At 60.4% G+C, this 13,276-nt stretch carries 13 protein-coding genes; 2 read left to right on the forward strand and 11 right to left on the reverse strand.

Annotated elements, in window-relative coordinates; genetic code table 11:
• Positions 1–15: 15 nt before the first annotated feature.
• The 11 genes from lipB to QOM10_RS25745 all read right to left on the reverse strand — a co-directional run bounded on the left by lipB (position 16) and on the right by QOM10_RS25745 (position 10,452).
• Entirely contained in the window at positions 16–663 is a 648-nt protein-coding gene (gene lipB / locus QOM10_RS25695; protein WP_127929905.1) for a lipoyl(octanoyl) transferase LipB, read from the reverse strand.
• A complete protein-coding gene (locus QOM10_RS25700) occupies positions 663–938 on the reverse strand; it encodes a DUF493 domain-containing protein (RefSeq protein WP_039761816.1) in 276 nt (91 codons plus the stop codon). The genes lipB and QOM10_RS25700 overlap by 1 nt, the downstream gene beginning before the upstream one ends.
• Before the next feature lie 85 nt (positions 939–1,023).
• Positions 1,024–2,181, reverse strand: a complete 1,158-nt coding sequence (locus tag QOM10_RS25705) for a D-alanyl-D-alanine carboxypeptidase family protein (protein WP_016986121.1) — start codon at positions 2,179–2,181, stop codon at positions 1,024–1,026.
• A gap of 185 nt (positions 2,182–2,366) precedes the next feature.
• Positions 2,367–3,377 (reverse strand): septal ring lytic transglycosylase RlpA family protein, encoded by a 1,011-nt coding sequence (locus QOM10_RS25710; RefSeq protein ID WP_127929906.1) that lies wholly within the window; start codon positions 3,375–3,377, stop codon positions 2,367–2,369.
• A complete protein-coding gene (gene mltB, locus QOM10_RS25715) occupies positions 3,377–4,387 on the reverse strand; it encodes a lytic murein transglycosylase B (RefSeq protein WP_316917161.1) in 1,011 nt (336 codons plus the stop codon). The genes QOM10_RS25710 and mltB overlap by 1 nt, the downstream gene beginning before the upstream one ends.
• 17 nt (positions 4,388–4,404) lie before the next feature.
• Positions 4,405–5,508, reverse strand: a complete 1,104-nt coding sequence (gene rodA, locus QOM10_RS25720) for a rod shape-determining protein RodA (RefSeq protein ID WP_049802149.1) — start codon at positions 5,506–5,508, stop codon at positions 4,405–4,407.
• 31 nt (positions 5,509–5,539) lie between these two features.
• Entirely contained in the window at positions 5,540–7,435 is a 1,896-nt protein-coding gene (gene mrdA, locus QOM10_RS25725) for a penicillin-binding protein 2 (RefSeq protein WP_316917162.1), read from the reverse strand.
• A gap of 10 nt (positions 7,436–7,445) precedes the next feature.
• Positions 7,446–7,913, reverse strand: a complete 468-nt coding sequence (rlmH, locus tag QOM10_RS25730; protein WP_003185785.1) for a 23S rRNA (pseudouridine(1915)-N(3))-methyltransferase RlmH — start codon at positions 7,911–7,913, stop codon at positions 7,446–7,448.
• Positions 7,914–7,922: 9 nt separating this feature from the next.
• Complete coding sequence (rsfS, locus tag QOM10_RS25735) at positions 7,923–8,417, reverse strand: ribosome silencing factor (RefSeq protein WP_016986117.1); 495 nt, start codon at positions 8,415–8,417, stop codon at positions 7,923–7,925.
• A 72-nt stretch (positions 8,418–8,489) separates the two neighbouring features.
• Positions 8,490–9,212 (reverse strand): nicotinate-nucleotide adenylyltransferase, encoded by a 723-nt coding sequence (nadD, locus tag QOM10_RS25740; protein WP_127929908.1) that lies wholly within the window; start codon positions 9,210–9,212, stop codon positions 8,490–8,492.
• Positions 9,181–10,452, reverse strand: a complete 1,272-nt coding sequence (locus tag QOM10_RS25745) for a glutamate-5-semialdehyde dehydrogenase (protein WP_316917163.1) — start codon at positions 10,450–10,452, stop codon at positions 9,181–9,183. Before QOM10_RS25745 ends, nadD begins: the two co-directional genes overlap by 32 nt.
• Positions 10,453–10,629: 177 nt before the next feature.
• Here QOM10_RS25745 and QOM10_RS25750 point away from each other — a divergent pair, with 177 nt between their 5' ends.
• Positions 10,630–11,325: a DNA-3-methyladenine glycosylase gene (locus QOM10_RS25750; RefSeq protein ID WP_150751747.1), complete on the forward strand. Its 696-nt coding sequence runs from the start codon at positions 10,630–10,632 to the stop codon at positions 11,323–11,325.
• A gap of 127 nt (positions 11,326–11,452) precedes the next feature.
• Positions 11,453–12,769: a bifunctional DedA family/phosphatase PAP2 family protein gene (locus tag QOM10_RS25755; protein WP_127929911.1), complete on the forward strand. Its 1,317-nt coding sequence runs from the start codon at positions 11,453–11,455 to the stop codon at positions 12,767–12,769.
• The last annotated feature ends 507 nt before the right edge of the window (positions 12,770–13,276 follow it).

Here is a 13,276-nt window from a genome sequence, read left to right on the forward strand (position 1 = left end):
GCATCAGTAGTCATATCAGTCGATTCCGCCCGTCAGGGTCGTCTGCTCAGCATAGTCGAGGTGTTTGACGAGCTGCGCGCGCAGCCGGGCACTTACCTCGGCAAATTCAATCGATCCTGCGTGATCGCTCAGCTGGGTCATCGCCAGCCCGGCATAGCCGCAGGGATTAATCCGTCGAAACGGTTCCAGGTTCATATCCACGTTCAGGGCCAGGCCATGAAAGGAGCAACCGTGGCGAATCCGCAAACCCAGAGAAGCGATTTTCGCTCCATCGACATAGACGCCGGGAGCATCTGGCTTGGCTGCGGCGGTCACGCCGTAGCTGGCCAGCAGTTCGATCAGGCACTGTTCCATGCGACTGACCAGATCTCGTACGCCGAAACCCAGTTTGCGCACATCCAGCAGCAGGTAAGCCACCAACTGGCCGGGGCCATGATATGTCACCTGCCCGCCGCGATCGACCTGCACCACCGGGATATCGCCCGGCAGCAACAGGTGTTCGGCCTTGCCGGCCTGGCCTTGAGTGAACACCGGCGGGTGCTCGACGAGCCAGATTTCGTCGGCGGCATCGCTGCCGCGTTCGTTGGTAAAACGTTGCATGGCATGCCAGACCGGCTCGTAGGCCATCTGGCCGAGCTCGCGAAAGCCCAGCGTGCCCGGCATCACAACACCATGTGCACGAAGCCGGTCGCCCGCAGTTCGCTGTTGATGTTGTACAGCTGATCCTGATCGGTCGCGACGATGTGCAACTGAATGGTGGTGTATTTGCCGTTGGTGCTTTGACGCTCGTCGATGCGCTCATCGTTGATGGTCGCGTGTTTCTTGACGATGTCGATGATCTTGTCTTTGTTGCCCACACCGGTATCGCTGATCACCTTAACGGGATAATCCGTCACTGGGAATTCGATCTTTGGCGCCTTTACTTCGGTATCGGTCATGGCGTAACGGCCTCTAGAGCGCAAGCCGTGGTAACGCACATGGCCCCGCTCCGGATCGGGGCGGGGCCATGCAGGTCAACACAAATCAGTTGAACAAGCCGTAGAAGAATAGACGGATGCTATCCCACATGCGGCGGAAGATACCACCCTCCTCGACGCCATCCAGAGCGATCAGGTCGGCGCTGTGCACCACCTTGTCTTCCAGTTTGACTTCGACTTTACCGATCACGTCGCCCTTGGCGATTGGCGCGGTCAGTTGCGGGTTCATGGTCATGCTCGCAGCAAGCTTCTTCAGCTGGCCTTTTGGCAGGGTCATGGTCAGGTCTTCAGCCAGGCCGGCCTTGACTTGATTGGTGGTGCCTTTCCACACCGGAGCCTGAGCCAGTTCGGTGCCCTTCTGGTAGAAGGTCTGGGTTTCGAAGAAGCGGAAACCGTAGGTCAGCAGCTTCTGGGTTTCAGCGGCGCGAGCCACTTCGCTGTTGGTGCCAAACACGACGGCGATCAGGCGCTGGCCATCACGTACAGCCGAGGACACCATGCAGTAGCCGGCTTCGTCGGTGTGACCGGTTTTCAGACCGTCAACGGTCTTGTCGCGCCACAGCAGCAGGTTGCGGTTAGGCTGCTTGATGCCGTTCCAGAAGAACTCTTTCTGCGAGTAGATCGCGTAGTGAGCCGGGTCTTCGTGGATGATCGCACGGGCCAGGATCGCCATGTCGTGGGCCGACGAGTAGTGCTCAGGATTTGGCAGACCGGTCGGGTTCATGAAGTGGGTATTGGTCATGCCCAGATCGGTGACAGTCTTGTTCATCAGATCGGCGAACGCATCTTCGCTGCCGGCGATGTGCTCGGACAGCGCCACACTGGCGTCGTTGCCGGACTGGATGATGATGCCGTGCAGCAGGTCGCTGACAGTCACCTGCGAGCCGACTTTGATGAACATCCGCGAACCGCCGGTGCGCCAGGCGTTTTCGCTGACGGTCACCGGATCGTTTTCACCGATCTGGCCACGACGGATTTCCAGCGTAGCAATGTACGCGGTCATCAGTTTGGTCAGGCTGGCCGGCGGCAGACGCTGGTCACCGTTGTTCTCTACCAGCACGTTGCCGCTGGCGGCATCCATGAGTACGTAGGCTTTGGCGGCCAGTTGCGGTGGCGACGGCATCATCTCGGCCGCGAAGGCGGCTGGCGAGAGGAGCAGCGGGACTAGCAGACACAGGCGTTTGGCAAAGGTGGTGATGTTCATCCGTCTCTCGAAATCGCTAATGGAAACTGTCCTTGCGGACAAAATTTAATCAGATGACTTTCTAACGAGCCATCGCGTGTTCAGTTGCTCACTCCAGTCACCCTTGCCGGGCTTTTGTTCTTCGACGAGCCAACAACCTGATTCACCCCCCAATCGCTGGCGAATCGTCAATCAAGTTCTACGTATTACTCGGTGACCACACTTGGCGAACCAAGGTTGGCCAGGCGCACGCTGTTCTGCACCTGGGCAATTTCACCCGGCGAACCGATCGGCCCCAGACGTACCCGATGCAGGGTCTGCTGATTGCGCACGATCGAACTGATGAACACCGGAGCGCTCACCATCCCGCTGAGCTTCGACCTCAGCAGTTCTGCAGCGTCCGGGTTGGCGAACGCGCCCACCTGCAGATACTGGCCAGACGCTGTTGCAGAAGCGTTTTTTTTTGCGCTCATTGGCACCGGGACGGTGTCAGAGGCATGTTGCTGCGGCGGTGGCGTCCATTGCTCAACGGTGCCGGCCGAGGCCGTGATCACCGGTGCGCTATTCTGCGCGACTTGCGGCTCGTTGAGCATCAAAGGCGCCGGACGGCCCTTGGCGGCCCACCATTGCTGAGGATCGATGCCTTCAACCTTGACCCGCGCAGTGCCGGTTTCGGCGTAACCGAGTTTTTTCGCCGCCGCGTAGGACAAGTCGATGATGCGGTCGGAATAGAACGGCCCACGGTCGTTGACCCGCAGGATCACCGTGCGGTTGTTGTCCAGGTTGGTCACCCGAACGTAACTTGGCAATGGCAGAGTCTTGTGGGCAGCGCTCATGCCGTACAGGTCATAGACCTCGCCGTTGGCGGTGTTCTGACCGTGAAACTTGGTGCCGTACCAGGACGCCGTACCGGACGCGACGTAAGTCTTGGATTCCTGCAACGGGAAGTAAGTCTTGCCCAGCACGGTGTACGGGTTGGCCTTGTACGGGCCAGTGTGCAGGGTCGGGGTGGCATCGGGGATGCGCGACACGTCGACGTCCCACCACGGCGCGCCATCTTTGTGCGCACGGTTGATGTCCAGGCCCGGCTGCGCCCGCACGGCGGTATTCGTGGTTTTCTGGGTCGGCGAACGGCTGGTCGAACAACTGGCGACCAGCACTGCCAACGCAGCGAATGCCACCAGCTTCAGGGGTTTACTGTTAGGCAATGCCTGCATTACTTGACGCCCCGTGCTTGTACCAGCTGTTCAGACAGTTGATGTACGGCCATGGCGTACATCACGCTGCGGTTATAACGCGTGATCGCGTAGAAATTCTTCAGGCCCATCCAGTATTCGGGGCCATTGTCGCCTTCGAGGCGAAATGCAGTCACCGGCATATCATCGCGCAGCGCATCATGACTTGACCAGCCCAGCGCCCGCAACTCTCCGACCGTCTTCGTCGGCTCGATGCCGGTGGTCAGGCCTTCATCAACCTGCTCGCCCCGCACATCGGCGCGGCTGACCACCGGCTCGCCGGCCACCCAGCCATGTCGTTTGAAGTAACTGGCAACGCTGCCAATCGCATCATCCGGGTTGTTCCAGATATTGATGTGGCCGTCACCGTCGAAATCCACCGCGTAAGCGCGGAAGCTGCTCGGCATGAACTGCGGCAAGCCCATGGCCCCGGCGTACGAGCCTTTCAGGGTCAGTGGGTCGACCTGTTCTTCACGCGCCAGCAGAAGGAACTCACGCAGTTCCTTGCGGAAAAATTCGGCACGGGGAGGATAGTCGAAACCGAGCGTGGACAACGCATCGATCACCCGGAAATTACCGGTATTACGTCCGAAAAAGGTTTCAACGCCGATAATCGACACGATGACTTGTGCCGGCACCCCGTATTCCTGCTCGGCACGGGCCAGGGTCGCCTCGTGTTGACGCCAGAAATCCACACCACGAGCAATGCGCGCGTCAGTGATGAACATCGGACGGTATTCTTTCCACTGCTTGACCCGTTCGGCGGGCTTGGAAATGGCGTCAAGAATCGACTGCTTGCGCTCTGCCTCGCGGAACACCCCCATCAGTTGTTCACCGGCGAAACCATAGTCGCGGGTCATTTCACCGACGAACTCGGCCACCTGCGGCGAGCCTTCGTATTCGCCGGCCAGCGCTTCCTGCACGCTCCCCAGGAGGCCCATCAGGCCAACCAGCGGCGCGCATCGAGTCGCCCAGCCACGCATTACTTGCATTGAACTCTTCACCTTATTCAAACCTGTGCGATCCACTTGCGATGGGTATGGATCGACATCAAAACCCCAAACGCTGACAGCAGTGTCACCAGCGAAGTTCCTCCGTAGCTAATGAACGGCAACGGCACCCCTACAACCGGCAACAGGCCACTGACCATACCGATGTTGACGAAAACGTAAACAAAAAACGTCATGGTCAACGCACCGGCGAGCAATTTGCCGAACAGCGTTTGTGCCTGGGCGGTGATCACCAGCCCCCGGCCAATCAGCAAGAGATAGATCAGCAGCAGCGCGCAGATGCCCACCAGGCCGAACTCTTCACCGAGTACGGCAATGATGAAGTCCGTGTGGCTTTCAGGCAGGAAGTCCAGGTGCGACTGGGTGCCAAGCAGCCAGCCCTTGCCGAACACGCCGCCGGAACCGATCGCGGCTTTCGACTGAATGATGTTCCAGCCGGTGCCGAGCGGATCGCTTTCCGGGTCGAGGAAGGTCAGGATTCGCTGCTTCTGGTAGTCGTGCATGATGAAGAACCACATCGCCACCGACACCGGAATCGCCGCCGCCAGCACGCTGAGAATCCAGCGCCAGCGCAGCCCGCCCATGAACAGCACAAACGCGCCGCCCGCCAGAATCAGCAGCGAAGTACCGAGGTCAGGCTGGCGCACGATTAGCGCGAACGGCACGCCGATCAGCATCAGGCTGATGCCGACATGCTTGAGTTGTGGCGGTAACGTGCGCTTGGACAGGTACCAGGCGATGGTCGCCGGCATCAGGATCTTCATGAACTCCGAGGGCTGGAAGCGGATCACCCCGGGGATGTTGATCCAGCGCGTCGCGCCCATCGCGTTGTGGCCCATGATGTCCACCACCAACAGCAGCACCACGCCAATCACATAACCAAGCGGCACCCAGCGCGCCATGAAACGCGGCTCGAACTGGGCGATGATGATCATCGACACCAGACCGATACCGAACGAAGTGGCCTGTTTAGCCAACAGATCCCAGCTCTTGCCGCTCGCCGAATACAGCACGAACAAACTGCCGGCGGCGAGGATCAGCAGCAGGATCAGTAACGGGCCATCGATATGCAGTCTTTGCAGCAACGTCGCGCGGCGACGCATCACATCCTCACTGGAGAGCATGCGATCAAAGTTATTCATCACGGGCCGTAGCCTCCGCACTGATTGGGCTGGCGTATTCGGCCTTCAAACGTCCGTCCTGATCGAGCAGCCAGGCGTCCATGACCTGACGCACCACCGGCGCCGCAACGCCGGAGCCGGACTCACCGTTCTCGACCATCACCGAAACAACAATTTTCGGGTCATCAGCCGGGGCAAAACCGACGAACAAGGCGTGGTCGCGGTGACGCTCCTGAACCTTGGAGCGGTCGTACTTCTCACCCTGCTTGATCGCCACGACCTGCGCCGTACCCGATTTGCCGGCGATGCGGTATTGCGCGCCGATCGCCGCTTTGCGCGCAGTACCGCGCGCACCGTGCATGACCTGCTGCATGCCGTGGTTGACCTTGTTCCAGTCGGACGGATCGCGCAGGACAATGTCCGGAATCGGGTTTTCATCTACCGGCTTCACCCCTTCGAGGGATTTGGCCAGGTGCGGACGATTCCAGATGCCTTTGTTGGCCACCAGCGCGGTGGCCTGGGCCAACTGCAGCGGGGTTGATTGCATGTAGCCCTGGCCGATCCCGAGAATCAGGGTTTCGCCCGGGAACCACGCCTGTTTACGCGTCGCCCGCTTCCATTCGCGGGACGGCATCAGGCCGGGGGATTCTTCGAACATGTCCAGCGAGACCTTCTGGCCGATGCCGAACTTGTTCATATAAGCCGACAACCGATCAATGCCGAGCTTGTGCGCCAGGTCATAGAAGTAGGTGTCGTTGGAACGCATGATCGCGGTATCGAGATCGACGAAGCCGTCACCGGTGCGGTTCCAGTTACGGTATTTGTGATCGTAGTTGGGCAGCATGTAGTAGCCGGGGTCGAATACCCGGCTCGATGCGGTGACTACACCGGAATCAAGGCCGGCAATCGCCACCGCCGGTTTGATCGTCGAGCCCGGCGGGTATAGACCGCGCAATACGCGGTTGAACAACGGCCGGTCGATCGAATCGCGCAACTCGGCGTAGGCCTTGAAGCTGATGCCGGTGACGAACAGGTTCGGGTCAAAACTCGGCTGGCTGACCATTGCCAGAACTTCGCCGGTCTTCGGATCGAGCGCCACGACCGCGCCGCGACGTCCGCCCAATGCCGCCTCGGCCGCTTCCTGCAATTTGATGTCCAGACTGAGGACGATGTCCTTGCCGGGAATCGGATCGGTGCGCTTGAGCACACGCAACACGCGGCCACGGGCGTTGGTCTCGACTTCTTCGTAACCGACCTGACCGTGCAATTCCGGCTCGTAGAAACGCTCGATGCCGGTTTTACCGATGTGATGGGTGCCACTGTAGTTGACCGGATCGAGGGTCTTCAGCTCTTTCTCGTTGATCCGCCCCATGTAGCCGACCGAGTGCGCAAAATGCGCGCCCTGCGGGTAGTGACGAACCAGTTGCGCAACCACCTCCACGCCTGGCAGGCGGAACTGGTTCACGGCGATTCGGGCAATCTGCTCTTCGCTCAGCTCGAACAGGATTGGCACCGGCTCGAACGGCCGGCGCCCCTGACGCATGCGCTTCTCGAAGATCACCCGATCCTCGGGCGTCAGTTCGAGCACTTCGACGATCACGTCGAGCACTTGCTGCCAGTCGCCGGAGCGCTCACGGGTCATGCTCAGGCTGAAGCTTGGACGGTTGTCCGCCACCACCACGCCGTTGCGGTCGAAAATCAACCCACGGGTCGGTGGAATCGGCTGCACATGGACGCGGTTGTTTTCCGAGAGTGTCGAGTGGTACTCATACTGGATCACCTGCAAGTAATACAGCCGCGCAATCAACACGCCGATCAACAGCATGATCGCAATGGCCCCGAACACGACGCGGCTACGCACCAGGCGTGCGTCCTTTTCGTGGTCCTTGATGCGGATCGGCTGAGACATGAGGGCTGGATTACTTGTGGTAAGGGTGACCGGACAGCACGGTCCAGGCACGATACAACTGTTCGCCGATCAGGATCCGCACCAGCGGGTGCGGCAACGTCAGCGGCGACAACGACCAGCGCTGATCGGCACGGGCACAGACTTCCGGCGCCAGCCCTTCCGGGCCACCGACCATGAAATTGACCGTGCGCGAATCCAGCCGCCAACGGTCGAGTTCGACCGCAAGCTGCTCGGTGCTCCAGGGCTTGCCGTGGACTTCCAGCGTGACGATCCGCTCGTTCGGCCCGACCTTGGCCAGCATGGCTTCGCCTTCCTGGCGGATGAAACGGGCCACGTCGGCATTCTTGCCACGGGTATTGAGCGGTATTTCCACCAGTTCCAGCGCCAGCTCGGACGGAAGACGCTTGGCATATTCATGCCAGCCTTCTTCCACCCACTTGGGCATGCGTGAACCGACGGCGATCAGGCGCAGTCGCACAGCAATCCCTTACAGCTGGTCTTTGTTGAGCTTGGTGAAATGCTCGTGGGTGTTTTCCGGGCTGTGGTGTTTGGCGTCGGCCGCACGGCTCTGCTCGGCACCGGCCCACAGGCGCTCCAGGTCGTAGAACTGACGTGCCGAGGCAGTCATCATGTGCACGATCACCAGGTCCAGGTCGAGCAGCACCCAGTCGCTGTCGCCCTTGCCTTCTTCGCCCAGCGGCTTGGCGCCCTGCTTTTTGACTTCTTCGCGAACCTTGTCGAGCATCGCGTTGATCTGGCGGTTGGACGTACCGGTGGCGATGATCATGTAGTCAGTGATGCTCTGCTTGTCGCGAACATCGATGATCTGGATGTCTTGCGCCTTGACGTCTTCCAGGGCGGCTACGGCCAGTTTGACCAGCTCGTCGCCCTTCAGCGGCTCGTTGGTGTTGACCGGTTCAGGCAGCGGGGCGCTCTTGAATGTGCCTTTGCGCTTTACTTTGGTTTGGTCTTTGTCAGTCATATAAAACTCGTTTTGCTCATATATTCGGCGGCTTGGCGATACGTGTATTCGTATCAGTGAAGCACGCCTTGCTCAGTTCGACGCACGGTAAAGACCGTGCGCATCGATGTAGGCCAGGACCGCGTCGGGCACCAGGAAACGTACCGACTTACCGCTGGCCAGCAGTTGACGGATCTGGGTGGCGGAAACCGCGAGCGGTGTCTGCCAGACGAATGCAATCTGTCCGCTCGGCCCTTTCAGGGCCAGCGGGTCGCTCACCGAACGCGCTGCCAGCAGGTTGCGCAAGGCATCCGGCGGTTCGCTGTCGGCGTCCGGGCGCTGTAGCACCAGGATGTGGCAATGCTGGAGCAACTCTTCCCAGCGATGCCAAGTGGGCAGGCCGCAAAATGCGTCCCAGCCCAAAAGCAGAAAAACCTGGGTCTCGGCGGGCATTTCGGCACGCATCGACTCCAGGGTATCAATGGTCCAGGACGGCTTGTCCCGCTGCAATTCGCGGGCGTCCACCACCAGCGACGGCAATCCGGCCACCGCACACTCGACCATCGCCAAGCGATCCTGCGCCGACACCTGCGGCGTACCGCGATGTGGCGGCCGCGCATTCGGCATCAGGCGCAACTCGTCGAGCGCCAGCGCTTCGGCAACTTCCAGCCCACCACGCAAATGGCCGATGTGCACCGGGTCGAACGTGCCGCCCAATACGCCGATGCGTCGGGGGCGGGACTCGCTGCCGGTCTGCGGCGCTGTCAGGTCGAGGTCGGTCAAGTCAGACCGTCGCCTGGCCGCGCAACTGGCCATCACCGACCACGATGTACTTCTCGCAGGTCAGTCCTTCGAGACCCACCGGGCCGCGGGCGTGCAGCTTATCAGTAGAAATGCCGATCTCGGCACCCAATCCGTATTCAAATCCATCGGCGAAGCAGGTCGGGGTGTTGATCATCACCGACGCCGAGTCGACTTCCGCCACAAAGCGCCGGGTATCGGCGAGGTTTTCGCTGACAATCGAGTCGGTGTGATGGGAGCCGTAATGGTTGATGTGTTCAATCGCCTGATCCAGACCCTCGACCACACGGATCGACAGGATCGGCGCCAGGTACTCGGTGCTCCAGTCGTCTTCGCTGGCCGCAACGGCGTCAATAATCGCCAGGGTGCGCTCGCAGCCGCGCAATTCGACGCCTTTTTCGCGGAACTGGGCGGCCATCGACGGCAGGAAATCCTTGGCAACCGCCTGATCAACCAGCAGCGTCTCCATCGCACCGCAGATGCCATAACGATAAGTCTTGGCATTGAAGGCGATGCGCTGGGCTTTCGGCAGATCGGCGTTTGCACTGACGTAAACGTGGCAGATGCCGTCGAGATGCTTGATCACCGGCACCCGGGCATCACGGCTGATGCGTTCGATCAGGCCACGGCCACCACGCGGCACGATCACGTCGACGTACTCGGGCATGGTGATCATCGCGCCGACGGCGGCACGGTCAGTGGTTTCGACCACTTGCACCACAGCAGCGGGCAGTTCGGCTTCGGCCAGACCACGCTGAATGCACGCGGCAATCGCCCGGTTGGAATGAATCGCTTCGGAGCCACCGCGCAGGATGGTCGCGTTGCCAGACTTGAGGCACAGGCTGGCGGCATCGATGGTCACGTTCGGACGGGACTCGTAGATGATCCCGATCACACCCAGCGGCACGCGCATCTTGCCGACCTGAATCCCCGACGGACGGAAGCTCATGTCGCGGATCGCACCGACCGGATCCGGCAGCGCGGCGACCTGACGCAAACCGACGATCATGCCGTCGATGCGCGCCGGGGTCAGTTCCAGACGTTCCAGCAAAGCGGGTTCCAGACCGTTGGCGCGACCGGCGGCCAGATCCTGCTCATTGGCGGCGGCAAGCTCGGCGCGCGCGGCGTCGAGGGCATTGGCAGCAGCCTGCAAGGCGCGGTTTTTCTGCGCGGTGCTGGCACGGCCGATGACCCGGGAGGCTTCGCGGGCGGCGCGACCCAATCGGGTCATGTAGTCAAGAACGGACTCAGTCATGGTCTGCTGGGGTCTTGGCAAAGAGGAAAGCGGCAGATTATAGCTGTCGCGTCCCGGGACTAACAGCGGTGACGGGCGGATGGTCGAAATGAACGCGGATTCGCCGGCGTTCAGGCCCAATTAAGCCGTGCGTTGTTATCATCACGACCTCCTGAGCCTGGATAAACGTTACCTGCCATGTCCAACCTGACCGTTCGCAACCGCGCCGAACGCCTGCCGCTGGGGCTCCCGGACGCCTTTTTCGACCGAGATGCACAAGTGCTGGCGCAGGACCTGCTCGGCAAAGTCATTCGCCACCGGGTCGGCGACCTGTGGCTAAGCGCGCGAATCATCGAAACCGAAGCCTATTACTGCGCCGAAAAAGGCAGCCACGCTTCGTTGGGCTACACAGAAAAGCGTAAGGCTTTGTTTCTGGATGGCGGCCACATCTATATGTATTACGCCCGTGGCGGTGACTCATTGAATTTCAGCGCGCAAGGGCCGGGCAATGCGGTATTGATCAAATCCGCTTATCCGTGGGTCGATGAAGTCAGCGGGCCGGCGAGTCTGGCGCAAATGCTGTTGAATAACCCCGACGCTCAGGGACGTGCGCGTCCTTCGCAAAAACTCTGCGCCGGGCAAACCCTGCTGTGCAAAGCGCTGGGGCTGAAAGTGCCAGTGTGGGACGCCAAGCGTTTCGATCATGACGTCCTTTTGGTAGAGGACACCGGGCCGGCACCTTCGCGCATCATTCAAACCACACGCCTGGGCATTCCCCATGGCCGCGATGAACATCTGATGTATCGCTTTGTCGACGCTGCCTACGCGCAATGGTGCACGCGGAACCCGCTGCGCCGCGGTCAGGTCGAAGGCCGGGATTATTTTCTGCTGTAAACACAAACCTGTGCAGGAGCTGGAGGAGGCTGCGATCTTTTGACTTTGTTTTAAGGATCAAGATCAAAAGATCGCCGCCTGCGGCAGCTCCTGCATAGGGATCATCAATGGTTTGGAGTTTTTCTGTATGGGCCCATGGCTCGATAGCGTGACCGGGTGGCTGGCGGCCAACCCACAATGGCTGGCTGCGGCGGTATTCATTGTTGCCTTTGTGGAATGCCTGGCGATTGCCGGTCTGATCGTGCCGGGCACCGTGCTGCTGTTTGCCGTCGCCGTTCTGGCCGGCAGCGGCGCATTGTCGCTGAGCGAAACCCTGCTGCTGGGTTTTCTCGGCGGGATTCTCGGCGACGCTGTTTCGTATCTGCTCGGCCGCCATTTCCACCAAAACATTCGGCGCCTGCCGGGGTTACGCCATCATCCGGAATGGATGGCCGGCGCCGAGTCGTATTTCCAGCGCTACGGCATTGCCAGCCTGTTGGTCGGCCGCTTCATCGGGCCGCTGCGGCCGATGCTGCCAATGGTCGCCGGCATGTGCGACATGCCCTTCCCGCGTTTCGCCGCTGTCAGCCTGCTGGCCGCCGCCGGCTGGAGTCTGGCCTATCTGCTGCCAGGCTGGGCCACTGGCGCGGCCTTCCGCCTGCCCTTGCCTGAAGGGTTCTGGCTGCAAGCCGGCATTGTCGCCGGGAGCATCGCCGCAATGGTTGGTCTCAGCGTGAACAGCAGCTTGCGCCGTCACCGTCGCGCGACGATCTGGATCAGCAGCATGAGCCTGTTGATTCTGACGGGCCTGTTCGTCGGCTATCCGTATCTGACAGCACTCGATCAGGGCGTGATGACACTGGTGCAGGAGCATCGCCAGCCAATGCTGGATGAAATTGCAGTCACGCTGACGCTGATCGGCGAGTTCCGCAACATGCTCATGTTCAGCGCTTTGCTCGTCGTCCTGCTGTTGATCTGCCGGCAATGGCGTCACGCGCTTTTTACCGCAGGCACGTTGCTGGTTACCGCACTGGCCAACACCGCAACCAAATACTTCTTCGCCCGCGTGCGCCCGGAAGTCCTGACCGACCCGCTGACCACCTACAGCATGCCCAGTGGCCATGCCTCGGGCGCGTTCGCGCTGTTTCTGAGCCTCGCTGTGCTGGCCGGTCGCGGGCAACCGCCGCGCATGCGTCTGACCTGGCTGCTGATCGGTTGCATGCCCGCACTGGCCATCGCCCTGTCGCGGGTTTATCTCGGTGCGCACTGGCCAACTGACGTGCTCGCCGGCGCCATGCTGGCCAGTTGCGTGTGTGCGGCGAGCCTGTGGCTGAGCCAGCGTTCGACATCGCTCAATGCCATGCCCTTCAAAGTCTGGTGGCTGATCCTGCCGGCGATGCTGGCAATGTTCGGTTTCTTCGTACTGCGGCATCTTCCGCATACGTTGTTGCGTTACGCTTATTGATTGAAACTTCACAAGCGTTATTTTCTTGCGCGGCTCTTTTCGGAAACTTCCGACGAGAGCAGCGCTCTTGCCCTATTCAAACTTGCTTGTCATGGGAAAGTTTTCAGGCAACCAACTATCAACTTTCGTACATATAAACCCGGCATAAACCGAGTTACATAATTGCCCGCACAACACCGAGATAAAGCATTCCACCCCGCGGAAAAACCATTAGATTGACTCAGCCAATTCAATAACTTTCGATCATCAAAACACTTCAACCAACGCAACGTTAACTACGGCGCGTGTTTTGGTTATCTATTGATTCGAGTCATTCATGAGTCCGAAGATACCGCGCAAACCAACATCGACCCTTCGACAACCCGACCCGCAGACACCTGCGCCATCCCCAGGGGGCCCTGCGGCCTGGCGGCTGCCCGGTTTTGCCGACTCCGTCGGCCCGCCGCGCAGCATCGAGGCTCCGGGCGCGACTGACCCGGTCCTTCCTCCCGCCATTACGATCAGTGC

Origin of the sequence: Pseudomonas sp. P108, assembly GCF_032613195.1 — a bacterium.
GTDB lineage: Bacteria > Pseudomonadota > Gammaproteobacteria > Pseudomonadales > Pseudomonadaceae > Aquipseudomonas.

What these genes read in the sequence shown, in the direction of transcription:
- lipB (WP_127929905.1), bottom strand. Translation starts at nt 663, where the DNA reads ATGCCGGGCACGCTGGGCTTTCGCGAGCTCGGCCAGATGGCCTACGAG.
- QOM10_RS25700 (WP_039761816.1), bottom strand. Translation starts at nt 938, where the DNA reads ATGACCGATACCGAAGTAAAGGCGCCAAAGATCGAATTCCCAGTGACG.
- QOM10_RS25705 (WP_016986121.1), bottom strand. Translation starts at nt 2,181, where the DNA reads ATGAACATCACCACCTTTGCCAAACGCCTGTGTCTGCTAGTCCCGCTG.
- QOM10_RS25710 (WP_127929906.1), bottom strand. Translation starts at nt 3,377, where the DNA reads ATGCAGGCATTGCCTAACAGTAAACCCCTGAAGCTGGTGGCATTCGCT.
- mltB (WP_316917161.1), bottom strand. Translation starts at nt 4,387, where the DNA reads ATGCAAGTAATGCGTGGCTGGGCGACTCGATGCGCGCCGCTGGTTGGC.
- rodA (WP_049802149.1), bottom strand. Translation starts at nt 5,508, where the DNA reads ATGCGTCGCCGCGCGACGTTGCTGCAAAGACTGCATATCGATGGCCCG.
- mrdA (WP_316917162.1), bottom strand. Translation starts at nt 7,435, where the DNA reads ATGTCTCAGCCGATCCGCATCAAGGACCACGAAAAGGACGCACGCCTG.
- rsfS (WP_016986117.1), bottom strand. Translation starts at nt 8,417, where the DNA reads ATGACTGACAAAGACCAAACCAAAGTAAAGCGCAAAGGCACATTCAAG.
- nadD (WP_127929908.1), bottom strand. Translation starts at nt 9,212, where the DNA reads ATGGCCAGTTGCGCGGCCAGGCGACGGTCTGACTTGACCGACCTCGAC.
- QOM10_RS25745 (WP_316917163.1), bottom strand. Translation starts at nt 10,452, where the DNA reads ATGACTGAGTCCGTTCTTGACTACATGACCCGATTGGGTCGCGCCGCC.
- QOM10_RS25750 (WP_150751747.1), top strand. Translation starts at nt 10,630, where the DNA reads ATGTCCAACCTGACCGTTCGCAACCGCGCCGAACGCCTGCCGCTGGGG.
- QOM10_RS25755 (WP_127929911.1), top strand. Translation starts at nt 11,453, where the DNA reads ATGGGCCCATGGCTCGATAGCGTGACCGGGTGGCTGGCGGCCAACCCA.